This is a genomic window from Ralstonia sp. 110700041-2 (assembly GCF_056280165.1).
In genome coordinates, this window is record NZ_JBSFAI010000007.1 from 232922 (window position 1) to 258175 (window position 25254).

At 64.9% G+C, this 25254-nt stretch carries 26 protein-coding genes; 14 read left to right on the plus strand and 12 right to left on the minus strand.

The genetic code is table 11. The annotated features are described in order from the left end of the window. Nucleotides 1-62 precede the first annotated feature (62 nt). Entirely contained in the window at nucleotides 63-272 is a 210-nt protein-coding gene (locus ACUXH0_RS12840) for a twin transmembrane helix small protein (protein WP_004633471.1), read from the minus strand. A 69-nt stretch (nucleotides 273-341) separates the two neighbouring features. Here ACUXH0_RS12840 and ACUXH0_RS12845 point away from each other — a divergent pair, with 69 nt between their 5' ends. From ACUXH0_RS12845 to ACUXH0_RS12865, 5 genes are all read left to right on the plus strand, one after another. Beyond that, complete coding sequence (locus tag ACUXH0_RS12845; RefSeq protein WP_024973706.1) at nucleotides 342-1112, plus strand: SURF1 family protein; 771 nt, start codon at nucleotides 342-344, stop codon at nucleotides 1110-1112. A gap of 52 nt (nucleotides 1113-1164) precedes the next feature. Next, the gene (locus ACUXH0_RS12850) at nucleotides 1165-1821 is read left to right on the plus strand and encodes an SCO family protein (protein ID WP_182594057.1); all 657 of its coding nucleotides are present in this window, start codon (nucleotides 1165-1167) and stop codon (nucleotides 1819-1821) included. Nucleotides 1822-1824: 3 nt separating this feature from the next. Further along, nucleotides 1825-2916: a COX15/CtaA family protein gene (locus ACUXH0_RS12855; protein ID WP_182594056.1), complete on the plus strand. Its 1092-nt coding sequence runs from the start codon at nucleotides 1825-1827 to the stop codon at nucleotides 2914-2916. Nucleotides 2917-2936: 20 nt separating this feature from the next. Further along, nucleotides 2937-3878 (plus strand): heme o synthase, encoded by a 942-nt coding sequence (cyoE, locus tag ACUXH0_RS12860; RefSeq protein ID WP_009239200.1) that lies wholly within the window; start codon nucleotides 2937-2939, stop codon nucleotides 3876-3878. A gap of 69 nt (nucleotides 3879-3947) precedes the next feature. Further along, nucleotides 3948-4553 carry an SCO family protein gene (locus tag ACUXH0_RS12865; RefSeq protein WP_004633458.1) on the plus strand — a complete coding sequence of 202 codons (606 nt, stop codon included), beginning with the start codon at nucleotides 3948-3950 and terminating at the stop codon, nucleotides 4551-4553. Nucleotides 4554-4619: 66 nt separating this feature from the next. On the opposite strand, the gene rpoH is transcribed toward ACUXH0_RS12865, so the two are convergent. After that, nucleotides 4620-5513: an RNA polymerase sigma factor RpoH gene (gene rpoH / locus ACUXH0_RS12870; protein WP_374220491.1), complete on the minus strand. Its 894-nt coding sequence runs from the start codon at nucleotides 5511-5513 to the stop codon at nucleotides 4620-4622. 234 nt (nucleotides 5514-5747) lie between these two features. Next, nucleotides 5748-8666: a diguanylate cyclase domain-containing protein gene (locus ACUXH0_RS12875; protein ID WP_137911030.1), complete on the minus strand. Its 2919-nt coding sequence runs from the start codon at nucleotides 8664-8666 to the stop codon at nucleotides 5748-5750. A 241-nt stretch (nucleotides 8667-8907) separates the two neighbouring features. On the opposite strand from ACUXH0_RS12875, the gene ACUXH0_RS12880 reads away from it, so the two are divergent. Next, nucleotides 8908-9312, plus strand: coding sequence for an OsmC family protein (locus ACUXH0_RS12880; RefSeq protein ID WP_004633452.1), 405 nt, complete (start codon nucleotides 8908-8910; stop codon nucleotides 9310-9312). A gap of 13 nt (nucleotides 9313-9325) precedes the next feature. Next, a complete protein-coding gene (locus ACUXH0_RS12885; protein WP_004633450.1) occupies nucleotides 9326-10195 on the plus strand; it encodes a pirin family protein in 870 nt (289 codons plus the stop codon). 14 nt (nucleotides 10196-10209) lie between these two features. Here ACUXH0_RS12885 and ybiB read toward each other — a convergent pair whose 3' ends face one another. From ybiB to ACUXH0_RS12910, 5 genes are all read right to left on the minus strand, one after another. Then, a complete protein-coding gene (gene ybiB / locus ACUXH0_RS12890) occupies nucleotides 10210-11220 on the minus strand; it encodes a DNA-binding protein YbiB (protein WP_137911029.1) in 1011 nt (336 codons plus the stop codon). A gap of 175 nt (nucleotides 11221-11395) precedes the next feature. Further along, complete coding sequence (locus tag ACUXH0_RS12895) at nucleotides 11396-12199, minus strand: ABC transporter ATP-binding protein (RefSeq protein ID WP_137911028.1); 804 nt, start codon at nucleotides 12197-12199, stop codon at nucleotides 11396-11398. A 17-nt stretch (nucleotides 12200-12216) separates the two neighbouring features. Further along, entirely contained in the window at nucleotides 12217-13068 is an 852-nt protein-coding gene (gene ntrB / locus ACUXH0_RS12900) for a nitrate ABC transporter permease (RefSeq protein WP_024973697.1), read from the minus strand. A gap of 55 nt (nucleotides 13069-13123) precedes the next feature. Further along, nucleotides 13124-14404 carry a CmpA/NrtA family ABC transporter substrate-binding protein gene (locus ACUXH0_RS12905; protein ID WP_009239195.1) on the minus strand — a complete coding sequence of 427 codons (1281 nt, stop codon included), beginning with the start codon at nucleotides 14402-14404 and terminating at the stop codon, nucleotides 13124-13126. Between the two features lie 613 nt (nucleotides 14405-15017). Next, nucleotides 15018-15656: an ANTAR domain-containing response regulator gene (locus tag ACUXH0_RS12910; protein WP_009239194.1), complete on the minus strand. Its 639-nt coding sequence runs from the start codon at nucleotides 15654-15656 to the stop codon at nucleotides 15018-15020. A gap of 147 nt (nucleotides 15657-15803) precedes the next feature. Here ACUXH0_RS12910 and ACUXH0_RS12915 point away from each other — a divergent pair, with 147 nt between their 5' ends. Together ACUXH0_RS12915 and maiA are read left to right on the plus strand one after the other, a co-directional pair. Beyond that, nucleotides 15804-16505 carry a fumarylacetoacetate hydrolase family protein gene (locus ACUXH0_RS12915; protein WP_009239193.1) on the plus strand — a complete coding sequence of 234 codons (702 nt, stop codon included), beginning with the start codon at nucleotides 15804-15806 and terminating at the stop codon, nucleotides 16503-16505. A 26-nt stretch (nucleotides 16506-16531) separates the two neighbouring features. Next, nucleotides 16532-17182 (plus strand): maleylacetoacetate isomerase, encoded by a 651-nt coding sequence (gene maiA, locus ACUXH0_RS12920; RefSeq protein ID WP_137911027.1) that lies wholly within the window; start codon nucleotides 16532-16534, stop codon nucleotides 17180-17182. 80 nt (nucleotides 17183-17262) lie between these two features. Here maiA and ftsY read toward each other — a convergent pair whose 3' ends face one another. Then, nucleotides 17263-18447 (minus strand): signal recognition particle-docking protein FtsY, encoded by a 1185-nt coding sequence (gene ftsY, locus ACUXH0_RS12925; protein WP_182594055.1) that lies wholly within the window; start codon nucleotides 18445-18447, stop codon nucleotides 17263-17265. Between the two features lie 60 nt (nucleotides 18448-18507). On the opposite strand from ftsY, the gene ACUXH0_RS12930 reads away from it, so the two are divergent. The 5 genes from ACUXH0_RS12930 to ACUXH0_RS12950 all read left to right on the plus strand — a co-directional run bounded on the left by ACUXH0_RS12930 (nucleotide 18508) and on the right by ACUXH0_RS12950 (nucleotide 23121). Then, on the plus strand, nucleotides 18508-20004 hold the full coding sequence (locus ACUXH0_RS12930) for a M16 family metallopeptidase (RefSeq protein WP_171013290.1): 1497 nt from the start codon (nucleotides 18508-18510) through the stop codon (nucleotides 20002-20004). After that, nucleotides 20004-21356: a M16 family metallopeptidase gene (locus tag ACUXH0_RS12935; protein ID WP_004633430.1), complete on the plus strand. Its 1353-nt coding sequence runs from the start codon at nucleotides 20004-20006 to the stop codon at nucleotides 21354-21356. Before ACUXH0_RS12930 ends, ACUXH0_RS12935 begins: the two co-directional genes overlap by 1 nt. 93 nt (nucleotides 21357-21449) lie before the next feature. Beyond that, complete coding sequence (gene rsmD, locus ACUXH0_RS12940; RefSeq protein ID WP_009239189.1) at nucleotides 21450-22106, plus strand: 16S rRNA (guanine(966)-N(2))-methyltransferase RsmD; 657 nt, start codon at nucleotides 21450-21452, stop codon at nucleotides 22104-22106. A 197-nt stretch (nucleotides 22107-22303) separates the two neighbouring features. Further along, nucleotides 22304-22807 carry a pantetheine-phosphate adenylyltransferase gene (coaD, locus tag ACUXH0_RS12945; protein WP_004633426.1) on the plus strand — a complete coding sequence of 168 codons (504 nt, stop codon included), beginning with the start codon at nucleotides 22304-22306 and terminating at the stop codon, nucleotides 22805-22807. A gap of 50 nt (nucleotides 22808-22857) precedes the next feature. Next, on the plus strand, nucleotides 22858-23121 hold the full coding sequence (locus tag ACUXH0_RS12950) for a YfhL family 4Fe-4S dicluster ferredoxin (protein ID WP_009239188.1): 264 nt from the start codon (nucleotides 22858-22860) through the stop codon (nucleotides 23119-23121). A gap of 68 nt (nucleotides 23122-23189) precedes the next feature. Here the strand turns inward: ACUXH0_RS12950 and ACUXH0_RS12955 are convergent, their stop codons facing one another. The 3 genes from ACUXH0_RS12955 to ACUXH0_RS12965 all read right to left on the minus strand — a co-directional run bounded on the left by ACUXH0_RS12955 (nucleotide 23190) and on the right by ACUXH0_RS12965 (nucleotide 25248). Continuing rightward, entirely contained in the window at nucleotides 23190-23825 is a 636-nt protein-coding gene (locus tag ACUXH0_RS12955; RefSeq protein ID WP_137910756.1) for a DUF4124 domain-containing protein, read from the minus strand. Nucleotides 23826-23849: 24 nt separating this feature from the next. Further along, the gene (pth, locus tag ACUXH0_RS12960) at nucleotides 23850-24452 is read right to left on the minus strand and encodes an aminoacyl-tRNA hydrolase (RefSeq protein ID WP_137910757.1); all 603 of its coding nucleotides are present in this window, start codon (nucleotides 24450-24452) and stop codon (nucleotides 23850-23852) included. 169 nt (nucleotides 24453-24621) lie between these two features. Further along, nucleotides 24622-25248 carry a 50S ribosomal protein L25/general stress protein Ctc gene (locus tag ACUXH0_RS12965; protein ID WP_004633417.1) on the minus strand — a complete coding sequence of 209 codons (627 nt, stop codon included), beginning with the start codon at nucleotides 25246-25248 and terminating at the stop codon, nucleotides 24622-24624. Nucleotides 25249-25254: the final 6 nt, after the last annotated feature.

Sequence of the window (25254 nt, forward strand, 5' to 3'; positions counted from 1 at the left end):
ATGCCGCAGACGGGACACCGCTGCGGCGTTTTCGTTTTTCTGGCGTGAGGGATTTGCCGTGGCTACTGGCCGAATTGGATGCCGGTGCTGTGGATCCACCCCAACCGATTGGCGACCAGGATGAAGATGAACAGCGCGATCGAGAAACCGACGCGGAACATCAAGGATCGAACGGTCCGGTTGCTGTGGCCCTTGTCGCGCATGAGGAAGAACAGCGCGGAGGCAAGGCTGCCGAGGATCAGCAGAAACGCAATGGCAACGACGATGCGCATGGAGGGTTGCCGGTTGGGCAATGACGGGTTGGAAATGGCTGCCGGGCATTATCTCACCGAGGCCGCGCAATGACCGAGCGCGTACCGATGCGACGCTGGTTTGCGCCTGTGCCGATGTTGGCAGGTGTGGCACTGATCGCGCTCACGAGCTTGCTGGGGCGTTGGCAGCTTTCGCGTGCGCACGAGCGCATCGAGCGCCAAGCCCGCATTATGGCGCTGGAAAATGCGCCCGCCCAGCGCATCACAGCTCAGCCGGTGACAGCAGATTCAGTAATGTACAGGCCGGTGCTGCTGCGTGGAACGTTCGACGTGGCGCACACGGTGCTGCTCGAGAACCGCCCGCACGTCACCAACGACGTATCGCGCCCGGGTTTCGAGGTGCTCATCCCGCTGATGCTGGAAGGTGCGGGCGGGCGCGCCGTGTTGGTCGACCGGGGCTGGTTGCCGCGCGATCCCGCCGATCGCACGCGCATCGCGCCATACACCACGCCGGCGGGCGAAGTGCAGGTCGAAGGGATGGCGGTGCCGCATGCCAGCCGGGTCTTCAGTCTGGGCAGCAAGGACGGCGCTGATGAAGTTGGCCAGCGACTTAGGCAGAATATCGACCTCGACGCTTTCTCGCGCGAAATCGGCGTGCCGCTCCAACCCTTCGTGGTGCAGCAGCAGTCCGACGTGGAGGACGGCCTGTTGCGCGATTGGCCGCGCGCAGACTTGGGCGCTGAGCGCAATTACGGCTACGCATTCCAATGGTTTGCGATGGCGGCGGCAGTGCTTGGGCTGATGGTCTTCTACAGCGTGCGGCGTTATCGCCGCTTGGCAGGCACCTCCGAGCCTGCCTGAATACGAACTCGCGTTGCGGCTTAGTGCCGCAGCTGAATGTATTGGGAATCACATGGTGAATCAGGAATCTGCACCCGGCGCGCCGGGCACACTCGGGTCGTCCGAAGACCCGCGCATCGACGCGCGCACACGCCGCGGCCGCTTGATGATGCTGTTCCTGCTGCTGGTGTGCGCCTCTCCGGTAATCGCGTCGTACCTTGCGTATTACGTCTTCACCCCCGCCGGCGGCAAGGCGGCGTACGGCGCGCTGGTCGATCCGCAGCGCCCCATTCCGACCGGTCTGATGGTGCAGGACGAGCACGGCGCTGAAGTGCCGCTCGCCAGCCTCAAGGGCAAATGGCTGATGGTGTCCGTAGATGGCAGCGCCTGCGACGACAACTGCGCGCGCAAGCTGTTCACCATGCGCCAGCTGCGCATCGGCCAGGGCCCGGACCGCGACCGTATCGTCCCTGTCTGGCTAGTGACCGACCGGGGGGAGATCGACCCGCGCCTCATCAAGGCTTACAACGACGATTACGGTGCCGTGCGCTTCCTGCGCGCGCCCGATCTGCCTAAGAACTGGCTTGCCGGCGGCAAGACGCCGCCCACAGACCACCTCTTCCTGGTCGATCCGCTCGGCAACCTGATGATGCAGTTCCCGAAAGATCCGGATCCGAAGAAGGTGCGCGCAGACATGACGCGGCTCTTGAAGTATTCGCGCATCGGATAAGCCATGCTGCTGCAACTTGCTTCCATTGGCATCCTGATCGCGCTGATCCCGCTGTGCTACGTGCTAGTCAAGGGGGATCGCAACAAGTACCGCAAGCTCGTGTGGATCACCGCGTTCCTCACGCTCGACCTGATCATGTTCGGCAGCTTCACGCGTCTGACGGATTCAGGCCTCGGTTGCCCGGATTGGCCGGGCTGCTACGGCACCTCCAACCCGTTCCACGCCCGTGACGACATCCATGCCGCACAGGCCGCCTTGCCGAGCGGCCCCGTCACGTGGATGAAGGCGTGGATCGAGATGACGCACCGCTACTTCGCGCTCGCGCTGGGCGTGCTGATCATCACGCTGGTGGTGCTGGCGTGGGTCAAGCGCAAGGAGCTGAAGCAGTCTCCCTGGTATGCAACGGCGGTGCTGGCGCTGGTGTGTGTGCAAGGCGCCTTTGGCGCGTGGACGGTCACGCTCAAGCTGCAGCCGGCCATCGTAGTGACGCACTTGCTGCTCGGCATGTCGTTGCTCGCCGCGCTGATCTGGCTCGGCAGCAAGAACGACGCGCCGCGTGCGGTCGATGAGCGCGGCGCCTCGTTGCGCATGGCGGCGGCCATCGGGCTCGTGCTGCTCGTTGTGCAGATTGCCCTGGGTGGCTGGGTCAGCACGAACTACGCTGTGCTGGCCTGTACCGATTTTCCGCTGTGCAACGGCCAGTGGGTTCCGCCGATGGACTTTGCACACGGCTTCACATTCTGGCGCCAGCTCGGCAAGACCGCCGGCGGCGATTTCATCTCGCACGATGCGCTGGTCGCCATCCATTGGACGCACCGGGTGTTTGCAGTCGTTGTGCTGAGCTACCTGGCGTGGCTCGGTGCGCGCGCACGTCGCATTGGCGGCCTCGGCCGTGTCGCGACGGTGCTGCTCGTTGTGCTGGCCGTGCAATTGGCGACCGGGCTTTCGAACATCGTGCTGGGGTGGCCGCTGCTGGCCGCCGTGGCGCACAACGGCGGCGCGGCCGTGCTGCTGTTGCTGATGGTGCGTCTGCATTACCTGATCGGGCTCGCGCAGGCGCGGGCGCCGATGCCTGTGGCGGCTGCCGTCGTCTGAATGCCGTCTGACCGTTTTTTATGAATACCGTGGCAACCCCAACAACTTCCACTCAACTTCCTGGCTGGCGAACGACCGCATCGCAGTATGCGGCGCTGACCAAGCCGCGCGTCACGCAGCTCGCCGTGTTCTGCGCCGTGATCGGCATGTTCCTGGCCACGCCGGGCATGGTCCCGTGGTCGGTGCTGATCGGCGGCGCGGTCGGCATCTGGCTGTTCGCCGGCGCCGCCTTCGCCATCAACTGCCTGGTCGAGCGCAAGATCGATGCAATGATGCGCCGCACGGCCTGGCGCCCGTCGGCAAGCGGTGAACTGGGCACGCGGCAGATCCTGGTGTTCTCGTTGGTGCTGGGCGGCGCGGGCATGTGGACGCTGCACGTATTCGCCAACGACCTGACGATGTGGCTGACGTTCGCCACCTTCATCGGCTACGCGATCATCTACACGCTGCTGCTCAAGCCGGCCACACCGCAGAACATCGTGATCGGCGGTCTCTCGGGGGCGATGCCGCCGGCGCTGGGCTGGGCGGCCGTCGCCAACAGCGTGCCGGCCGAGGCGTGGATCCTGGTGCTGATTATCTTTACCTGGACGCCGCCGCACTTCTGGGCACTCGCGCTGTACCGCCGCGCAGACTACGCCAAGTCGGGTCTACCGATGCTGCCGATCACGCACGGCGAGAAATACACGCTGCTGCATATCCTCTTGTACACGCTCATCATGATCGCCGCGACCATCCTGCCGTTCGTCTACGGCATGAGCGGCTACATCTACCTGGTGACCGCGCTGGTGCTGGGCTTCGGCTTCCTCTCGTATGCGTGGCGCATGTACCGCAAGTATTCCGACGCACTGGCGCAGAAGACTTTCCGCTACTCGATCATCTATCTGTCGATTTTGTTTGCCGCGCTACTGGTGGACCACTACTTCAAGTTCGGGCCGGCGCTCACGCAAAGCGCGGCGCTGTGACGCACAGGGGCGCCAGCGAGCATGTGCTGTTGGCGGTACGCTAGGCGGTCTGCTTCCAACACAATGACCATGCTCTCTTTCCGATACTTCCGCGCCGCGCTGTTCGCCATGCTGGCCGTCGCCGTGCTGGCGCTCGCGGCGTGCAGCGACAAGCCGGCCTTCAAGAACCTCGACATCACCGGATCCAAGAGCTTCGGCACCGATTTCTCGTTGACCGATCACACCGGCAAGCGCCGCACGCTCGAAGATTTCCGCGGCAAGGTCGTCGTCATGTTCTTCGGTTACACGCATTGCCCCGATGTCTGCCCGACCACGCTGGCTGAGCTGCGCGCCGTGATGGATACCCTCGGCAAAGACGCCGACCGCGTCCAGGTCCTGTTCGTCACCGTCGACCCGGAGCGCGATACGCAAGACCTGCTGGCCAAGTACGTGCCCGCGTTCGATCCGCGCTTCATCGGCCTGCGTCCGGCCAACGAGACTGAACTGAAGAAGGTCGCGTCCGACTTCAAGGTGTTCTACAGCAAGGTGCCGGGCAGCTCGCCCGACAACTACACCATGGATCACACCGCCGGCAGCTACATGTTCGATCCGAAGGGCAACCTGCGCCTGTTCATCAAGCACGGCCAGGGCCCGGAGCCGATCGCGCACGACATCAAGCAACTGCTGGCCGACTGATCTTCCGCCACCGCCCAAAGAAAAAGCCCGCCAATTTGGCGGGCTTTTCATTGCAGGGCGGGCAGCTTAGGCGAAAGCCTGCAGCGCACCCTTCATCTTCTTCATCGCGGCCGATTCGATCTGGCGAATGCGCTCAGCCGACACGCCAAACTCGTCGGCCAACTCGTGCAGCGTCGAGCCGCCCGATCCGTCGTCGTTCACGTTCAGCCAGCGTGCTTCGATGATGCGGCGGCTGCGATCGTCCAGCTTGGCGAGGGCGGCTTCGATGCCCTCGCTTTGCATGCGGTCGTTGCTACGCGCTTCGATCACGCGGGTCGGCTCGTTGTGCGTATCGGCCAGGTAGGCGATGGGAGCGAACGACTCCTCACCGTCGTCCATCTGGCCTTCCAGCGCAATGTCGCCGCCGGACAGGCGCGTTTCCATCTCGCGCACTTCCGTGCCCTTGACGTTGAGTTCGGCCGCCACGGCGTCGATCTCGTCCGACGTGAAGGTCGCCTGCGCATCCTGCTTGTGACTGCGCAGGTTGAAGAACAGCTTGCGCTGGGCCTTGGTGGTGGCCACCTTGACCATGCGCCAGTTCTTCAGGATGTACTCGTGCATCTCGGCCTTGATCCAGTGCATCGCGTATGAGACGAGACGCACGCCCTGATCCGGGTCGAAGCGCTTGACGGCCTTCATCAGGCCGATGTTGCCTTCCTGGATGAGGTCGGCATGCGGCAGGCCATAGCCGAGGTAGCCGCGGGCGATCGACACCACCAGACGCAGGTGCGAGAGCACCAGTCGGCGAGCGGCATCGAGGTTGTCGTTGTCGCGGTATTCGCGGGCCAGACGCTGTTCTTCTTCGGCCGACAACATCGGCACACGGTTGACGCTCTGGATATAGGCGTCGATGTTGCCCAGGTTGCCGGGGAACGCCAGCGCCCATCCATTACCGGCGTTGCCGGACGGCTGGGTGGCGATTGCGGAAACGGTATTCACGGGGATGACTGCGTTCACTCAGGACTCCTGTCGAAATCCAGTGGAGATTTGGAAAGGCATCTTAGCACTCCAACCGGATGAGTGCTAATAGGACATTTTTGTCCGGTTGATAGTTCCTGTAAATCAGGATTTGTCTTCTAATAGTGAGATGTTTGCGGCGCAACAAAAAGGCGCCGCACCCAGTCATAGACCGTGATGGAAGGGTTCGGTTCTCGCCTATGCCGCCGTGTTACGGCCGCGTGACTTTGCCCAGTAAAGTGCGCGATCGGCTTCACGCAGGGCGGCGTCTGGATCACGTACCTCCGGGCCCGGGCAGGCCACGCCAACGCTCGTGGTGACGTGCAGGACGGTGCCATCCGACAGGTGGATCGGCGGGCGGATCGCGCTGACGATCTTCTGCGCGGTGTGCAGCGCATCATCCGGGGCGTCGATGGGGTCGAGCAGGATGATGAATTCGTCACCTGCGAGGCGGGCGACGGTGTCGGTGCGGCGCACGGCACGTTGCAGCCGGTGTGCGACCTCCACCAGCACCGTATCGCCGGCGGCGTGGCCGTAGGTATCGTTGATGTGCTTGAAGTGGTCGACGTCCAGGTACAGCACGCCAAGCGGTGCCGGCAGGCGCTGACGACGCTCCAGTGCGGCGCGCAGGCGCTCGTAGAGTTCGTAGCGGTTCGGCAGGCCGGTGAGGGCATCAAAGTGCGCCATCCGTGACAGTTCCATCTCGCTGCGCTTGGCTGCGGTCACGTCCTGCACGAAGGCGTAAAAGCCACAGCGGCCGTCATGTGCTTCTGCGGAGTCGGGGACGAGCTGGCCGCGGAAATGTCGAGTGCGGTTGCGCGGGCCGGCGGCGTGCGGCTTTTCGTACCAGGGCGCGGTGATCTCGAATTCGACCGATTCTCCGCGTTGGGCGCGCACCATATACGGTGCCAGCAAGGCGTACGTGCCTGGCGTGAACACCCGTTCCGGCATCTGGCCGCATACCTCCTCGGGCGTGCGCTGCAACCAGCGCGCATGCGTGACGTTGCAGAAGGTGAAGACGCCGTCGGGGTTGATGTGCGACACCAGCAGCGGCGCGTTGTCGAGCACGAGCTTGAGCGCGCGTTCGCTGCGCGCCAGGGCCAGCTCGGCGGCGGTGCGCGCCGTCAGATCCTGCAGCACCGAGAAATAGCCGCGCAGCGTGCCGCGATCATCGTAGTCAGGAAAGTAGTGGCCGCTCAGGTAGCGGGGCACGCCCGTGCGCATGGACGTGATCTCGAACTGCACGGGGTAGCCGGCCAGCACTTCGGTCATGTAGGGCAGCAGCGTGCGGTAGTCCTCAGGGGCGTAGATGTCGCGCACGTGGCGGTCGAGCATCTCGCCTTCACTGCGGCCGAAGGCTTCGAGCAGGGTGCGGCTCGCAAAGCGGACGATGCCGTCGGAGTCGACGTAGCTGAGCTGCGCGGGGACGTTGTCGGCCACCAGGCGCAGTTGTTCGCGGCTCGCGCGCAAGGCATCACGGCGGCGTTCCAGGCTTTCGTTTGCGGTACGCAGCGCGCGTTCGGACGCGGCCAGCCGGTTGGCAAACGGCCGCACCGTCAGGCGGATGACCAGCACGCTGGCGATCATCAGGCACAGCATGAAGGCGCCGAGCCGCTCGAACTGCACGCGCATCGGGGCGTACAGCTCGGCGCTCGCGATCTTGCTGATCAGCGCCAGGCCCGTGTGGCCGATGGGCGTGTAGCTGAACGATGTCGGCATGCCGTGGATGTCCTGCCACTGGCCGTAGCCTGCCTCGCCCGCTAGCGCCAAGCGCGACGGCAGCGGCCGGCGGTCGACCGTAAGAGCCGGCAATTCGAACACGTACGCATCGAAGCGCTGCGGAAACGACATTGCACGCCCACGCGCATCAAAGCCCGACATCGCCAGCGTTTCGGTCTTTCCGATGCCGCGTTCACTGGCGTAGCGGCCGGTCATGTGGGCGAGCGGTTGCTCTGCGACCAGCCAGCCGATCTGCATGCCGTCTGCCATGACAGGCGTTTCTGTGCGCATGGCAAATCCGTGTACCCATTGCAGCGTGATGCGCTCGGGCGCGAGGCCGGCGTGCAGCCGAATCGACAGCTCGGGCTCAAGCGTTTGCGTGCCGAGACTGACGATGCCCTCGTCCGCCAGCGTACGCAGTTGCAGGTACGAGTACCCTTGCTGGCGATACGCCTGCAGCGCGCTCTCGCTGCGCAGGCGCGCCGCATTGTCGGTGGGATGGCGCAGCACTTCCTGGATGTACGTGGCGGCGGCCACCAGGCGCGGGTTTTCCGCGCGCATGGCCAGCAGTTGGTCAAGCTCTTCAGCGTAGCTGGATAGGGCCCGCGCCCGCGCGGTGCCGAATGTCAGGCTGACGCTGTCCACCTGGATGATGAACGCCGTGATGGTCGCTCCCAGGCCTGCAAGTACCACGCAGCCGCCGCTGATCCACACGATGGTGTCTTCCGGCGACAAGCGCAGGCGCAACATGCCCGGCTGCCGGACCACCGCAACGCACAGCACGCCCATGACCACCAGCAGCGTGCAGATGGCCGCTACGTCCGAGGCGCGCCACACCAACCACGCCGGGTACAGATATTCGAGCGCCATGGCGCGGCCAAGCAGGTCGCCCGCGCAGAGCAGCATCGCCAGGCCGACCAAGCCCCAGAACCACCGCGCGCGGTGCGGTTTGCGCAACGTCGGCACAAGGCTCAGGGCCGTCGCCGATGCGGCCATCGCCAGCGCGTGGCTGGGGTGCATGCCGCCAATCCATCCGGTCACCCATTGGCGGTCCAGCCATGTGTGCATGCCCGGAAAGTCGAGCCCGATCGGCCATCCCGTGATCATCTCGGCCAGCCGCAGCGTGGACAGCACCGCCACCACGCCGCCCAGCCCGCGGGCCACCGGATCTGCCCAGCGCACATTCGGCCGTACCGTCCCGACGAGCAGCGCAGCCAGCCCCGCGCCAAGCAGGGTCAGGTTGACGCCGGTGGCGAACACGATCAGCAGCCGATCGCTGCCGAGCTTCACTGCCCACGGCCAATGCCGCAGCCAGCCGACCATCACGGTCAGCCCAACAAGGACGAGGAGGAAGCCGATGCCGCCGGCAATGGCGACAAGCGGCCGGCGAGGAACCATGCAGGTGACACGTAAGCGGGGCGGTTTCTGGGCGGATGTCTTCTAACCGGAAGATCGGCCGAAAACCGCGCCGCTTGAGCGTTTCCACCCCAATGGGTGGGCCGAAATGCCATGTCTGCAATGTCGAGTGATCGAAGCGCCCGTGAAAGCGATGCGCGACGCACGTCGGGTCTTCTCCCGTGCCGTCACGCAAGTTGGCTACACTGCCCGGACATCGCAGAAATCGCTACAGGAGCCGTCAATGAGCATCGTCGTCAGCAAGGACACCGAAGGCCTTTTTCGCCACAAGGTCACCTTTCCCGAAGGCGTGACCTACACCGATGTGCCCAAGCCGACTGGCGAGGGCAGTGCGCCCGACCCGCACGCCTACTTTGACGCGGCCCTGGCCAGCTGCAAGGCGCTGACCGTCACGCTGTATGCGCGCCAGCGCAAGTACCCGCTCGATTCGATTGACGTGGCTGTGGAGCACGACGGCACCCAGGAACGCCAGGGCCGCTACAAGCTGCGCACCGTGCTGACCCTGCACGGCAACCTGACCGACGAGCAACGCGCCGACCTGCTGCGCGTGGCCGGCAAATGCCCCGTTCACAAGCTGATGACCGAGGTCGAGATCAGCGTCGACACCGAACTCGCCGAGCACGCCTGAGGAGGCTTCCGTCATGACTTCCATCCAGCACATCATTGGCCCGCACGTGCGGGACCTCGGCGGTTTCTCGGTCAAGCGCGTGCTGCCCTCGGCAGCGCGTCAGACGGTGGGGCCGTTCATCTTCTTCGATCACATGGGCCCGGTGGATTTCGCCCCCGGCGAGGGCATCGACGTGCGCCCGCACCCGCACATCGGGCTGGCCACCGTCACGTACCTGTTTGACGGCAGTATGGTCCACCGAGACAGCCTCGGCAGCGTGCAGACCATCACCCCCGGCGACGTGAACTGGATGACGGCCGGCAACGGCATCGTCCACTCCGAGCGTTCCTCGCCGGAAGGGCGCGAAAAGGGCGCGCGCATGCACGGCATCCAGACCTGGGTGGCGCTGCCGAAGGACCAGGAAAAGGTCAACGCCAGCTTCGCGCACCATGCGGCCGAGACGCTGCCCAAGCTGGAGTGCCCAGGCGTGCAGGGCGTGGTCATCGCGGGAGATGCGTTCGGGCTGACGTCGCCGGTGAAGGTGAGTTCGCGCACGCTGTATGTGGCGCTGGAACTCGCGGCCGGCGCATCGCTGGTGATTCCGCCTGAGCATGCAGACCGTGGCCTGTATCTGGTCGACGGCGCCGTCACCATCGACGGCGAGGCGCTCGACCCGCAGCACCTGGCCGTGCTGGAGCCCGGCGGCGACGTGACGCTCACCGCGCAGGCATCGTCACGCGTGATGCTGCTGGGCGGTGCCCCGACCGATGGCCACCGTCACATCTACTGGAACTTCGTCGCCAGCGACAAGGCCGACATTGAAGACGCCAAGCAGCGCTGGGAGAGCGACGCCTTCGCTCACGTGCCCGGCGAAACGGAGCGCATTCCGCTGCCGTCCAAGTAAGACCGGGCGATCGATCAGGCAGCCTGCGCCGGTCGTGCACAGCGCACGATCGCGCGGACCTGCTTGGCGATCGGCTCCGGCACCGGCTGCTTGCCGTCGAGCACCGCTTCAATCCACCGCGCCGTTGCCGCCACGTCTGTCCCCACGGGCAGCTCAGGCGGTGCGTCGCTTGAACCTTCCACCGCTTCGATCACCGTTTCGTGCGCGCCGTCGTGCAGCCACTCCACCGCGCTGCCGCGCCGCGCATCGGCCACTGCCTCGCCTTCGGTGCCGCGCGCCAGCAGCACGTTGGCCGGATGACGCAGGAAGTAATCGGTGAGCGTGTCGCGGTATTCCGGGTGCGTGTAGCTGACCAGCCGTAGCGCCTCGTGCGGCGCGTGCCCGCCGACGGGCTGCAGCATCTTCACCACCGTGTGGGCGGAATTGCGCAGGCCGACGATCTCGCGCTTATCCAGCAGTGCCGTCAGTTCGGGAGAGAGCACGTCGATCGGCACATAGGCCAGGCGATCACGCTCCAGGCGCTCGCGGGCGTCGTCCATGTGTTCGCAGACCGGCCAGCCGAGCGCTTCGAACAGCGCAGCCGTGGTGACGCGGCCGTCGAAGCGGCGGATGCCATGCACCAGCACCGGCACACCTTCGCGCGCCAGCAGCTTGGCCAGCAGCGGCACCAGGTTCGGCTGGCGGCGGGCGCCGTTGTAGCTGGGGATGACAACTGGCAACGCATGCTCGGGCGTGTCCGGCGCCGGCAGCGGCCGGCAATGCGCATGCGTGGCTTCGAGCATGCCGTCGAGTTCTTCCGGGGTCTCGCCTTTGATGCGGTAGGCCATGAGGATGGCGCCGAGCTGCACGTCGGAGATGCGGCTTTCCAGCATGGCCGTGAAGAGCGCACGGGCATCGTGCTTGACTAGCGCGCGGGCGCCGTCTGCGCCGCGGCCAATTTCCTTGATGAAGCGGGCAGCGGGGAAGGGGGCGTTCGCGAGGGCGTCTTCAGCGGCGGTGTCGGGGAGGATGGGAGGGGCAGGCATTGTTCATGGCGCGGGTGATGGGCTCGGGGGTGATCATAGCGCTGTGGGTTGCGCGCTGGCGCCATGTCGCGGTGTTTTTTGCCCTGGTGGTGCATCCCTTGTTTCATCCCCTGCCGGGGCATGAAACAGGAGATGGACCACCAAGGTAAAACAACAAAGCCATCCCCACAGTGAATCAAGCCGCCTCCGCCACCGGATGCCTCTGCTTCCGATACAGAAAATCCAACACCGCCGTCCGGCAAGCGTGATAAGTCGCATCCTCCGCCAACGCCATCCGATCCCGAGGCCGCGGCAAATCCACCGTCAACACCTCACCAATCGTCGCAGCCGGCCCATTCGTCATCATCACGATGCGGTCCGCCAGCAGCACCGCTTCATCCACATCGTGCGTGACCATCACCACCGTGCTGCCGGTCGCGGCCACGATCTTCAGCAGCTCATCCTGCAGATGCGCCCGCGTGAGTGCATCCAGCGCGCCAAAGGGCTCATCCATCAGCAGCACCTTCGGCTCCATGGACAATGCGCGAGCGATCCCGACACGCTGCTTCATCCCGCCCGAGATTTCATGCGGATGCTTCTGCTCGGCATGCGACAAGCCGACCAGTGCCAGCGCCGCATGCGTGCGATCACGCAACTGCGCTTTGGTCTCGCTCTTGCCGAAGACGCGCTCGACGGCGAGATACACATTGTCAAAGCACGTGAGCCACGGCAGCAGCGAATGGTTCTGAAACACCACCGCCCGATCCGGCCCCGGCCCGGCAATCTCGCGCTCGGCCAGGATCAGTCCGCCGATGGTGGGCCGCGTCAGCCCGGCGATGAGATTGAGCAACGTCGATTTACCGCAGCCCGAGTGCCCGATGAGCGCGATGCACTCACCGCGCGCAACCGTCAGGTTGATGTCGCGCAGGGCGACGAACGGGCCGCGCTTGGTCTTGAACGTCTGCCCAACGTTTTCAATGCGCAGGATTTTGTCTGTCATGGCGATCCCCATTTCGCTCAAACCGCGTCGTACGAGAAGCGCCGCGCAATCGCCAACAGCGCGTGCTCGAGCAGCAAGCCCACCACGCCAATCACGAAGATCGCGATGACGATGTGTTCGACCTTCAGGTTGTTCCACTCATCCCACAGCCAGAAGCCGATGCCGACACCGCCGGTCAGCATTTCCGCTGCCACGATCACCAGCCACGCCGTGCCGATGGACAGCCGCACGCCCGTCAACATGTACGGCAGCACTGCAGGAAACAGCACGCGCGTGAACACTTTCCATTCAGAAAGGTTCAGCACGCGCGCCACGTTCAGGTAGTCCTGCGGCACGCGCGTCACGCCCACGGCGGTGTTGATCACCATCGGCCAGATCGAGCAGATGAAGATCGCCCAGATGGCCGCCGGGTTGGCCGACTTGAACAGCAAGAGGCCAATCGGCAGCCACGCCAGCGGCGACACGGGCCGCAGCAGGCTGATGATGGGCGAGGCCATCGCGTTGAGAAACGCAAAACGCCCGATGAGGAAGCCCGCCGGAATGCCGATGACTGCAGCCATGCCGAAGCCCGCACCCACGCGCGCCAGCGAAGCGAGCACGTTCCAGCCCACGCCCTGGTCATTCGGGCCATTGCGGTAGAACGGATCGGCAAACAACGCGACCGCTGCTTTCCACGTCACCGCTGGTGTCGGCAATGCGGGGATGGCCGTGGCAATGCCCTGCCACGCCAGCACGAACAGCACCAAGCCCAGCACGGGCGGAAAGCCGCGCACAACGGCGGCGACAAACCAGTCGCGCGCAATAAACCGGCGACGTTCAGGGGCGGCATCGGACTGCACGCCGGACAACGTTTTGACGAGCGTGTTCATGTCGGGCTCCATCGATGTGAGGGACCGCAATCAGAAATTCGGAAGGCCGGCGGCGTCAGGCTTTCAGCTTGAAGCCGTCCGCATACGCGGCAGGGTTCTTCGCATCCCACACCACGCCGTCGATCAACTTGGCCGTGCGCATGTCGCTCTTGGGCAGCGGCGTGCCGGTGGCGGTTGCCGCCTGCTTGAAGATGTCCACGCGGTTGACCTGCTTGGCCACGGCCAGGTAATCCGGATGCGCCTTCAGCAGGCCCCAGCGCTTGTGCTGCGTGAGGAACCACATGCCGTCCGACAGGTACGGAAAGTTGACCGCGCCGTCGTGATAGAAGCGCATCGGGTCCGGGTCGTCCCACGTCTTGCCCAGACCATTCGTATAGCGGCCGAGCATGCGGTCGAGAATGATGTCCATGTCGGTGTTGACGTAGGACTTGGCGGCAATGGTCTCGGCCGTCTTGCGGCGGTTCGATGCGGATGCATCGATGAACTTGCTTGCCTCCAGCACCGCTGCCGTGAGCGCACGCGCGGTGTTCGGATACTTCTGCACGAACTCCGCCGTGGTGCCGAGCACCTTCTCGGGGTGGTCTTTCCAGATGGCCTGTGTGGTCTCGGCGGTAAAGCCGATGTTGTCTGCAATCGCGCGGGCACCCCACGGCTCGCCCACGCAGTAGCCATCCATGTTGCCCACCCGCATGTTCGCGACCATCTGCGGCGGGGGCACGGTGATCGCCTTCGCGTCCTGCAGCGGGTGGATGCCGTGCGCGGCCAGCCAGTAGTACAGCCACATCGCATGCGTGCCGGTCGGGAAGGTCTGCGCGAACACATATTCGCGCTTGTCTTTCGCCATGACGGCCTTCAACGACGCCCCATCCTTGACGCCCGCTTCCTTGAGCTTGGACGACAGCGTGATCGCCTGGCCGTTGTTGTTGAGCGTCATCAGCACGGCCATGTCTTTCTTGGGGCCGCCAATGCCGAGCTGCACGCCGTAGATCAGGCCATACAGCACGTGCGCCGCATCCAGATCGCCCGACACGAGCTTGTCGCGTACGCCGGCCCACGAGGCTTCTTTCGACGGCGTGATCTTGATGCCGTACTTCTTGTCGAGGCCGAGCGTGGATGCCATGACCACCGAAGCACAGTCCGTGAGCGGGATGAAACCCACCTTCAGTTCCGTCTTCTCGGGCGCATCGGAGCCGGCGGCCCAGGCCCCGGCACGCACCAGCGGATCGATCAATGCCACGGCACTGCCTCCTGCAATCGTCGCCGCGGCTTTCATGATGCTGCGGCGCTTCGGGTTGATCGGGTTGACGAGAGCGTCGGTCTTGTCTGGCGCGGCCATCCATGGCTCCAAAGAAAAAGCGTCCCGACGCGCGACCGCCGCCCATCCGAAAGAGGGGCGCGCTGCCGTGCATCGGGACGCCGTTGTCCCGTGCCGGTACCCACGTTGGCACCGGCTTCGCAGCGACACTTGCAAGGGGTATGCCAACGTTGAGCGATGCATGCTGGCGTTCCGCGTTCCGATCTCCACGCGCCGAGCTTTTTTCTCGGCGTTCCGAGCTCGGAGCTCGGCGTGCGAGGCTTTTAGCTTGGCGGTTGAGGTTCAGAACTCGGCGCGCGAGGCTTTTAGCTCGGCGGTTGAGGCTCGGAGCTCGGCGCGCGAGTCTTTTAGCTCGGCGATCGAGGATCGGAACTCGGCGTGCGAGGCTTTTAGCTTGGCGGTTGAGGTTCAGAACTCGGCGCGCGAGGCTTTTAGCTCGGCGGTTGAGGTTCAGAACTCGGCGCGCGAGGCTTTTAGCTCGGCGGTTGGGGTTCGGAACTCGGCGTGCGAGGCTTTTAGCTCGGCGGTTGGGGTTCGGAACTCGGCGTGCGAGGTTCGGGACGCCGCGCGCGACTGGTGCGTTTCCAGCGCCGGAGTTGTGCGGCGCACCAAAACTGGGCGGCGGCCCGACCGCTCAGCCAGCCATCACATCGATCACGCGTTGTGCGGCTTCCACCAGCTTGATGTTGCGATCCATCGCCATCTTGCGCAGGCGCTTGAAGGCGTCGTCTTCCGACAGGTTCATCTGCTTCATGAGCATGCCCTTGGCGCGCTCCAGGACCTTGCGCTCGGCGAGTTGCGTCTTGGCGGTGTCCAGCTCGGCACGCAACTCACGCTCGTGTTCGAAGCGGGCATAGGCAACGTCCAGCACGGCCTTCACACGCGTGGGCTTGATGCCGTCGACGATGTAGGCGGTGATGCCGGCGGCAAACGCCGTCTTGATGCGCGTGGCGTCGTCGTTGTCGGTGAACAGCACGATGGGGCGCGGAGCATGCTGCGTGGCCACGCAGACGTGCTCGATGGTGTCGCGCGCGGCCGATTCGGAGGCGACGATCACCATGTCGGGCTGGGTCTCGGCGATGCGCTCGGGCAGCGTCAGGTCGGCATCCGCCAAGCCGACGTCCACGAAGCCGGCCTCGGCCAGCCCGGCGCGGATCAGCTCCAAATTGATCTGTTCGGCGTCGAGCGGATCGCGCACCAGCAGCACGCGCATCGGCGCGGCCGGGTGGTTGGCAGCGGGCGGGGCGGATGGGGTGGGCGGTTTCGCTTGCATGGTGCAAAGTGGGGCAGGGTGCACGTCGCTTATGCAAGAACCGCGCCGGGGCGGTGCGGGTGTATCCTCGCAAACTCGTCGGTCGCCGGGGGGCGGTGGCCGCAGTTTCCCACCTGTTCCAATCCAGCTTAGTCCGAGGAGACCCGCATGACCGATTTCGTCGTCACCCCGCCCGCCGTCAATGGCATTCCCGTGCGTGGCGGGCATGGCCAGTTTCCGGTGCGCCGTGTGTACTGCGTCGGCCGCAACTACGCCGCCCATGCGCGCGAGATGGGTTCCGACCCCGACCGCGAACCGCCGTTCTTCTTCTGCAAGCCGGCCGACGCTGTGCGCTACGTTGCCGACGGCGAGACCGGCCAGTTCGTCTACCCGACTGAAACCAAGGATTGCCACTACGAGATCGAACTCGTGGTTGCCATCGGCACGGGCGGGCGCGACATCGCCGTGGAAACGGCAGCCCACCATGTCTACGGTTACGCCATCGGCCTGGACATGACGCGCCGCGACCTGCAGAACGCTGCCAAGAAGGGCGGCCGCCCGTGGGAGACCGGCAAGGCCTTCGACGGCTCGGCCCCCATCGGCCCGATCGTGCCGGCCAAGGATGTGGCCCACCCGGACAAGGGCGCCGTGACGCTGTCGGTCAACGGCCGCGAACACCAGCGCGGTGATCTGTCGGACCTGATCTGGTCGGTGCCGGAAACCATTGCGTATCTGTCGCGCCTGTTCGAGCTGCGCCCGGGCGATCTGATCTACACCGGCACGCCCGAAGGCGTCGGCCCGGTCGTCGTCGGCGACCTGATGGTCGGCAAGATCGACGGCGTGGGAGAGCTGCACGTGAAGGTGATTTGATAGACCCGCTAGAAGAGTCAGAAGCCATGTCGATCAAGCTGTACAACTATTTCCGCAGTTCGGCGTCATTCCGCGTGCGTATTGCCCTGGAGGTCAAGGGCCTGCCGTACGACTACGCGCCGGTCCACCTGCTCAAGGGCGAGCAACTGGCCCCCGACTTCGTCAAGCTGAACCCCGATGCGCTGGTGCCCGTGCTGTGCGATGGCAACGACGTGCTGAACCAGTCTTTGGCCATCGTCGAGTATCTGGAAGAGACGCATCCCGAGCCCACGCTGCTGCCGGGTTCGGCGAGTAATCGCGCGCATATCCGCGCGATTGCGCTGGCGATCGCATGCGAGATCCATCCGCTCAACAACCCGCGCGTGCTGAAGTATCTGAAGCACTCGTTCAACGTGGAAGAAGAAGCGCGCAACGAGTGGTATCGCCACTGGGTGAAGCTGGGGTTTGCGGCGCTGGAAACGCGGCTGTCACAGTCGCCGCTGACCGGCGCCTACTGTGTTGGCGACACGCCAACGCTGGCCGACGTGTGCCTCGTGCCGCAGGTGTTCAACGGCAAGCGGTTCGATGTGGCGGTGGAAGATTACCCGACGCTTGCGCGCATCTTTGCGCACTGTATGGCGCAGGAGGCGTTTCAGCGGGCTGCGCCTGCGGCGCAGCCGGATGCGGTTTCCGCGTAATTTGTAGCGGTACTGCGCAAAACAAAACGCCCTGATCAAGTCAGGGCGTTTCTACGTTGGAGCGTTGCGCGCGAGGGTGGTCAACCCAACAACGCATCCGCAAATTCGCGCGCAGAAAACGGCTGCAAATCCTCCACCTGCTCTCCCACGCCGATGAAGTACACCGGCACCGGCCGCTGCCGCGCGATGGCGGCCAGGATGCCGCCCTTGGCGGTGCCGTCCAGCTTGGTGACGATCAGGCCCGTGAGGCCCAGCGCTTCGTCAAAGGCTTTGACTTGCGCGAGGGCGTTCTGCCCCGTGTTGCCGTCGATCACCAGCAGCGTTTCGTGCGGCGCCGTGGCCATCGCCTTGGCGGTCACGCGGCGCACCTTCTTCAGCTCTTCCATCAGGTGCAGCTGCGTCGGCAGGCGGCCAGCGGTGTCGGCCATGACGATGTCGATGCCGCGTGCGCGTGCGGCATTTACTGCATCGAAGATCACGGCGGCGGGGTCGCCCGATTCCTGCGCCACGACCGTGACGTTGTTGCGCTGTCCCCAGATCACGAGTTGCTCGCGCGCGGCGGCACGGAACGTGTCGCCTGCGGCCAGCAGCACCGATTGGCCGTAGGTCTGGAAGTGCTTGCACAGCTTGCCGATGCTGGTCGTCTTGCCGGCGCCGTTCACGCCCGCGATCATGATCACCATCGGCTGCTCGCGGCCGAGCACCATGGTTTTTTCCAAGGGGTGCAGCAGCTCGACCAGCAGGTCACGCAGGGCGGTCTTCACGCCTTCGGCGGTTTCGATGCGCTGTGCCTTGATGCGGCGGCGCAGTTCGCCGAGCAGGTATTCGGTGGCGTCGACTCCGGCGTCGGCCATGAGCAGGGCGGTCTCCAGCTCTTCGAACAGCGCTTCGTCCACCTTCACGCCCACGAACAGCGTGGTCAGGCCCTTGCTCGTCTTCGACAGGCCGGAGCGCAGGCGTGACATCCAGCCCTTGCGCGCCTGCTCGATCACAGCAGGCGTCGGCACGGTTTCGATATCGTCGGCTTGCATGTCGAGTGGAGGCTGCACGGCAGGCGCGTCCGGCACGGCAATGTGGACCGGCGCAGCGACAGGTCCGGGAGCAGGTGCAGCGACGGGCTGGGGTGCGACAACCGGGGCGGGAACGGGAGCGGGGCCGGGGATGGCAGCCGGGGCAGGCGCCTGCGCGGCTTCGGGCGCCGCTGCGGGCGTGGGTTCGGCGGCCGGTTGCGGCTCTGCCTTGCGCTTTTTCCAGAAACTAAACATCGTAAAAGGCAGTCTATTTCGCCGTTAGAATCAAGCGTCGAATTTTATCAGACAGCCCTTATGCGCTCTTCCATGCGAATCGTTTCAAACCGGGCCCGGTCGCGCGTCTGGCAATTGGCCGCGATGGCCTTGGCGGCGGGCCTGCTGGCCGGCCATGTTGGCGCGCAGGAGCTGGCCGCTGCACCGGGCCGTCCGGTGGCCACAGCCAGCAGTGCCAAAGTAGGTGCCAGCCAGTCCGACACGCACGAATACAAGCTGCCCAACGGGCTGCAGTTGATCGTCAAGGAAGACCACCGCGCCCCCACCGTGGCGCACATGGTCTGGTATCACGCCGGCAGCATCGACGAGCACAACGGCACCACGGGTGTCGCCCACATGCTTGAGCACATGATGTTCAAGGGCACCAAGGCAGTTGGCCCGGGCGAGTTCTCCCGCCGCGTGGCTGCCTTGGGTGGCCGTGAAAACGCCATGACCACGCGCGACTTCACGATGTACTTCCAGCAGATCGAAAAATCGCACCTGGCCGATCTGATGGGGCTTGAAGCCGATCGCATGGCCCATCTCCAGCTGACCGACAAGGAGTTCAAGCCGGAGATGAACGTGGTGAAGGAAGAGCGCCGCATGCGCATCGACGACTCCGCCCGTTCCACTGTCTATGAGCAGATGCTCGCCACGCTGTTCAATGCCGCGCCGTACCGCAACCCGACCATCGGCTGGCCGGGAGACCTCGACACGATGACGGTGCAGGACGCCCAGAACTGGTACCACGCCTGGTACACGCCCAACAACGTCACCGTGATCGTCGCGGGCGATGTGAAACCCGACGAAGTCTTCCGCCTCGCGCAGCGCACCTACGGCAAGCTCAAGCCGCATGCACTGCCGCGCCGCTATGCGCAGGAGGAGCCCAAGCAGATCGGCGTGAAGCGCATCTGGGTGAAGGCGCCGGCCGAGAATCCGTACGTTGTGCTGGCCTACAAGGTGCCGCGCCTGAGCGATGTGGAAAAAGACGTCGATCCGTATGCGCTGGAAGTCCTGTCGGCCGTGCTCGATGGCTATGACAACGCGCGCCTGCCGAGCCAGCTCGTCAAGGGCGAAAAGCGCATCGCCGACGATGTCAACGCCGGCTACGACGGTCTGAACCGCGGTCCGTCGATTTTCCTGATGGACGGTACGCCCGCCGACGGCCACACCACCGCCGAGATCGAACAGGCGCTGCGCGGGCAGATCGAGCGCATCGCCAAGGAAGGCGTGACCGATGCCGAACTGAAGCGCGTGAAGGCACAGGTTGTGGCCGCGCAGATCTACAAGCGCGACTCGGTTTTCGGGCAGGGCATGGAGATCGGCATGAACGAGATGAGCGGCCTGTCGTGGCGCTCCATCGATCGCCAGCTTGAGAAGATCAAGGGCGTGACGTCGGCGCAGATCCAGCACGTGGCGCAGACGTACTTCAGCGAAGACAACCTCGTCGTCGCCACGCTGCTGCCGCAACCGATCGATCCCAACAAACCGGCGCGCAAGCCCGTTCCCGGCATGCGCGATGAAGGAGGGCTGCGTTGATGCGCGCCATGTCTCTGACCCTCAAGACGGCGCTGGTCGCCATTGTTGCAGCGGCGGCCCAGAGTGCCCTGGCCGCGCTGCCCATCGAACACTGGACGGCGACCACTGGCGCGCGCGTGTACTTCGTACCAAGCCCGTCGATTCCGATGCTGGACATCAACCTCGACGTGGATGCGGGTTCGCGCTATGAGCCGGCTGCCAAGGTGGGCCTGGCCTCCCTCACAGCGGGCATGCTCGACAAGGGCGTCGCGGCGCAGGGCAACGCGCCCGCCCGCGATGAAGCGGCGATTGCCGACGCGTTCGCCGATGTGGGCGCGAGCTTTGGCGGCGGTGCCGGTGGTGACCGCACGAGCCTGCGCCTGCGCACGCTGTCCGACCCCGTTGAGCGCGGCCCGGCCATCGCGCTGATGACGCAGATCATTTCAGCGCCGACCTTTCCGGACGCCGTCCTCGCGCGCGACAAGCAGCGCCTGGTGGCTGCGATCCGCGAATCGTTGACCAAACCGTCGGTGCTCGCCGAGCGCGCATTCGGCAAGGCCATCTACGGCACGCATCCGTACGGGCAGACCGCTGCGCCGGAAACGGTGGAGAGCATCACGCGCGACGACATCGTGCGCTACTACCAGGCCAACTACACGGCTAAGCGTGCCGTGGTGACGCTGATCGGCGCGATCAGCCGCCAGGAAGCCGAGGCCATCGCCGAGCAGATCACGCGCGGCCTGCCAGCTGATGGCGCCACGCCGCCGGCGCTGCCTGACGTGAAGATGCCGCTGGCCAAGGCGGAGACGATCCGCATTCCGCATCCGGCGCAGCAGGCGACCATCATCCTCGGGCAACCGGGCATCGCGCGTGGCGACAAGGATTACTTCCCGCTGCTGGTCGGCAACTACGTGCTCGGTGGAGGCGGTTTCAGTGCGCGGCTGACGAACGAAGTGCGCGAGAAGCGCGGCCTGACGTACAGCATCGGCAGCTACTTCGCGCCCGCCGCGCAGCCCGGTCCGTTCGAACTGGCACTGCAGACGCGCAAGGACCAGACCGAGGAGGCGCTGGGCGTGGTGCGTGACACCGTTGCCAAGTTCGTCGCCGATGGCCCGACCGACGTGGAGCTAAAGGCGGCCAAGGACAACCTCGTCAACGGCTTCCCGCTGCGCCTGGACAGCAACCGCAAGCTGCTGGACAACGTGGCCAACATCGGCTGGTACAACCTGCCGCTCGACTACCTGGATACCTGGACGCAGCGCATCGCGGCTGTCACGCGTGACCAGGTGCGTACGGCATTCCAGCGCGCGCTGCAGCCGCAGACCATGGCGACGATCGTTGTGGGCGGTCCGGAGAAGGCCGCCGCGAATTGACGCACGGGGTCTTTATCCGAAAAACCGGCGGCATTTCCCGCCGGTTTTTGTTTGCGCTCGTTTTATGGGGCAACAGCCCCTAAAATCGCGCCCATGGCACCTCGTACCCCCAGCTCCAAAGGCCCCAAGGCCAAGACCGCCACGTCGCATGCGCGCGCACCTCAGCAGGTGCGCATCATCGGCGGGCAATACAAGCGCACGCCGCTCCCGGTGATCGACGCCGACGGCCTGCGCCCGACCAGCGACCGCGTCCGCGAAACCGTCTTCAACTGGCTTGGTCATGACCTGACCGGCTGGCGCTGCGCCGACATCTTTGCCGGCACCGGGGCGCTCGGCTTTGAGGCGGCTTCGCGCGGCGCCGCGCACGTGACGCTCGTGGAAAACCACGCCCAGGCTGTGCGCGCGTTGCACGCCATCCGCGACAAGCTGGGCGCACGCATGGTCGACATCGTATCGGGCGACGCCTTTGCCTGGCTCGCTCGCCAGCCCGATGCGGCGCTCGATGCCGTGTTCATCGATCCGCCGTTTGCACAGGACTGGACGTTACGCGCGCTGGAAGCCGCGGCCCGGGTGGTCAAGCCCGGCGGCGTGATCTACGTTGAAGCGGCGCAGCAGCTGGCGGATGTGAGTGCTGATTCACATGGTGGCGAGCCGGCCGCCGGCATCGGGCTACCGGCTGACCTGGTGCTCCACAAACACCTGCGCGCCGGTGCGGTGCATGCACATTTGCTGCTCCGCAAAAACGGTTAAACTACGCCGCTCGCAGCCGATGCATGAGCATCGGGCGGCACCTGCAATGCGGGTGCGCTCGATCGATATCGGCGGCACAGGCGGCAGGCTCGGGACCTGCCGCGCTCGATAACGCAACGGTGTCCGAATGCAGTACCGGCGCGGCCATGTCCCACGCCGACGCTTACGGATGCTCTTTTCCCCTTGGTGGAGGAACCATGGTGATCGCGGTTTATCCCGGCACTTTCGATCCGTTCACGCGCGGCCACGAAGACCTCGTGCGGCGTGCGTCCAACATCTTCGACGAGCTGATCGTCGGGGTGGCGCAGAGCCCCAACAAGCGGCCGTTCTTCGCGCTGGAAGAGCGCATCGAGATCGCCCGTGAAGTGCTCGGCCATTACCCCAACGTGCGGGTCGAAGGGTTTTCCGGTCTCTTGAAAGATTTCGTGCGCAAAAACGGCGCGCGCGTCATTGTGCGGGGCCTGCGTGCCGTGTCGGACTTCGAGTACGAATTCCAGATGGCCGGCATGAACCGCTACCTGCTGCCGGATGTGGAAACCATGTTCCTCACGCCGTCGGATCAGTACCAGTTCATCTCCGGTACGTTCGTCCGCGAAATCGCCGTGCTCGGCGGTGACGTCAGCAAGTTCGTGTTCCCGTCGGTCGAAAAATGGCTCAAGGAAAAGACCGGCAAGACGGAAGGGTCGGGCAAATCGGAATAAAATGACGCTTTGGCGAGCGCTGGCTCGCCGGCCATTTCAAGGAAGGCATCATGGCGCTCATGATTACCGATGAGTGCATCAATTGCGACGTATGCGAGCCAGAGTGCCCCAACGGCGCGATTTCGATGGGCCCGGAAATCTACGTGATCGACCCGGGCAAATGTACCGAATGCGTCGGCCACTTTGACGAGCCTCAGTGCCAGCAGGTCTGTCCGGTGGACTGCATCCCCAAGGACCCGGCCCATGAGGAAACGCACGATCAGTTGATGCAGAAGTACACCCAGCTCACCTCCGCACCACCACGCGCGGCGTGAGCACACAAAAAAGAGACGGCTCTGGCCGTCTCTTTTCATTGGTGCCTACCGTCTTGTTGGCGGTGCGCCTACTGGATCGGCAGCAGATCTTCCGGCCCTTCGTAGGCATAGCCGGGCTCGCAGACGATGCGGTAGTACGGGTAATGCGGATGCGGGGGGCGCGGCACGATCGGTGTGGGCGCCACAGGTGCTTGCGCGAACGGCTTCGGGCCATTGCCGGGTTGGCGAAGTGCGCCAGCAGCCGGCGCGGGAGGCTGGCGGATCACCGGCATCGGTGTCGGATAAGGTTGCGGGTAGGGCAGCGGCCCAACGTAGACGCGATGGCAGTAGCGAACGCCCTCCTGCGCAACCACCACTTTCTGCCGTTGCTCGCGGCGCGCCTGTTCGGCAGCCTGCGCGGCCATCTGGGCCTGGCGGGCGTCTTCCGCAGCCTGCGCTTTGCGGCGCGCGGTTTCCATCTGCTGCACTTCGGCGGCTTCGGCGCTGGCGCGTTCGCGGGCAGCCTTCTGGTCGGCGGCGCTGGGCGTGTTGTCGATCAGCGGCACGGGCTTCGCACGCGTACCGCACGGATGGTCGGAATAGGTCGTCTGGCCGTTCTCGCTGCAGCGATACACCTGTGCGTGCACCGGCAGGCTGGCTGCAAGTCCGAGCGCCAGACCCGCCAGCACGGCGGGGCGTGAGGTCAGTATGGCGAACGGTGTCATGGCGGTGTCCTCAGTGTTGGCGGATCAGCGTGCGGTGTGCAGGCGCATCATCGCTTTCTCGGCATTGCCGGCAATCAGCTCAGGCAGCGCATCGAGGCTCTGGTCGATGGCGCGGTCGATGAGGTCCTGTTCTTCCTTGCGAGGCGCTTTGAGCACGAAGTTGGCGACGTCATGCTGACCGGACGCTGCCGTGCCCGGCGGCAACAGGTTGCGCGGATGGCCGATGCCAAGGCGCAGCCGCCAGAACTGTTGCGTGGTCAGATGTGCGGCAATGTCCTTCAGGCCGTTGTGGCCACCGGATCCGCCACCGAGCTTGAGCTTGACGGTGCCGGGCGGCAAATCCAATTCGTCATGCACGACCAGGATTTCATCGGGCATCACCTTGTAGAAGCGTGCCAGCGCCACGGTGGCCAAGCCGGAGCGGTTCATGAAGGTTTGCGGCTGGAGCAGCCACACCTCGTTGCCCCAAAGGTTGGCGCGGGCTGCATAGCCGTGGAAGCGCGTCTCGTTGCGCAGCGTCACGTTGCCCATGCGCGCGAGTTGGTCGACCAGCCAGAAGCCGGCGTTGTGTCGTGTCGCCGCATATTCGGCGCCCGGATTGCCGAGGCCGACGATGAGTTTGATCATGCGATTCGTATCAGTGTCAGGTGCAGGAAGCGCCCCTTGATCGTACAAGCATAGCTGCTTTCTACAGCCTGGAGACGGGGCGGCTCGGGCCGCTCAGGCAGAAAAAAAGCCCGGCGAGACAGGCTCGGCGGGCTTTTTTCGCTCGCACCGAAGTGCGAGGTGCGGCAACTTAGGCTGCCGGCTTGTCTTCGCCTGCAGCTGCAGCGCCTTCTTCGGCGGCAGCGGACTTCTCGCCAGCCGGCACGCTGATGTTGGCAACAGCCGGGTTCTCATCGCCACCGTGGGTGAGGATGGTCACGCCCTTCGGCAGCTTGAGGTCAGCGATGTGCAGGGTCTGGCCGATTTCCAGCGTACCCAGATCCACTTCGATGAACTCCGGCAGGTCGGCCGGCAGGCACGACACTTCGACGTCGTTCAGGATGTGGTTCACGATGCCGTGGCCCAGCTTCACGCCCGGTGCGGTTTCCTGGTTCAGGAAGTGCAGCGGCACCTTGACGTGGATCTTTTCCTTGGCCGACACGCGTTGGAAGTCGACGTGCAGAACCAGTTGCTTGAACGGGTGCAGTTGGAAGTCACGCAGCAGCGCCTTTTCAACCTTGCCAGCCACTTCGATGTCGAGGATCGACGAGTGGAAGGCTTCCTTCTTCAGCGCGTGGTACAGCGCGTTGTGATCGAGTTCGATCAGCTTCGGCTCGGCGCCAGCGCCGTAAATGATGGCCGGGGTCTTGCCGGAATTGCGCAGGCGGCGGCTCGCACCAGTGCCCTGAACGCTACGCTCGAAAGCGACAACTTTCATGATTGC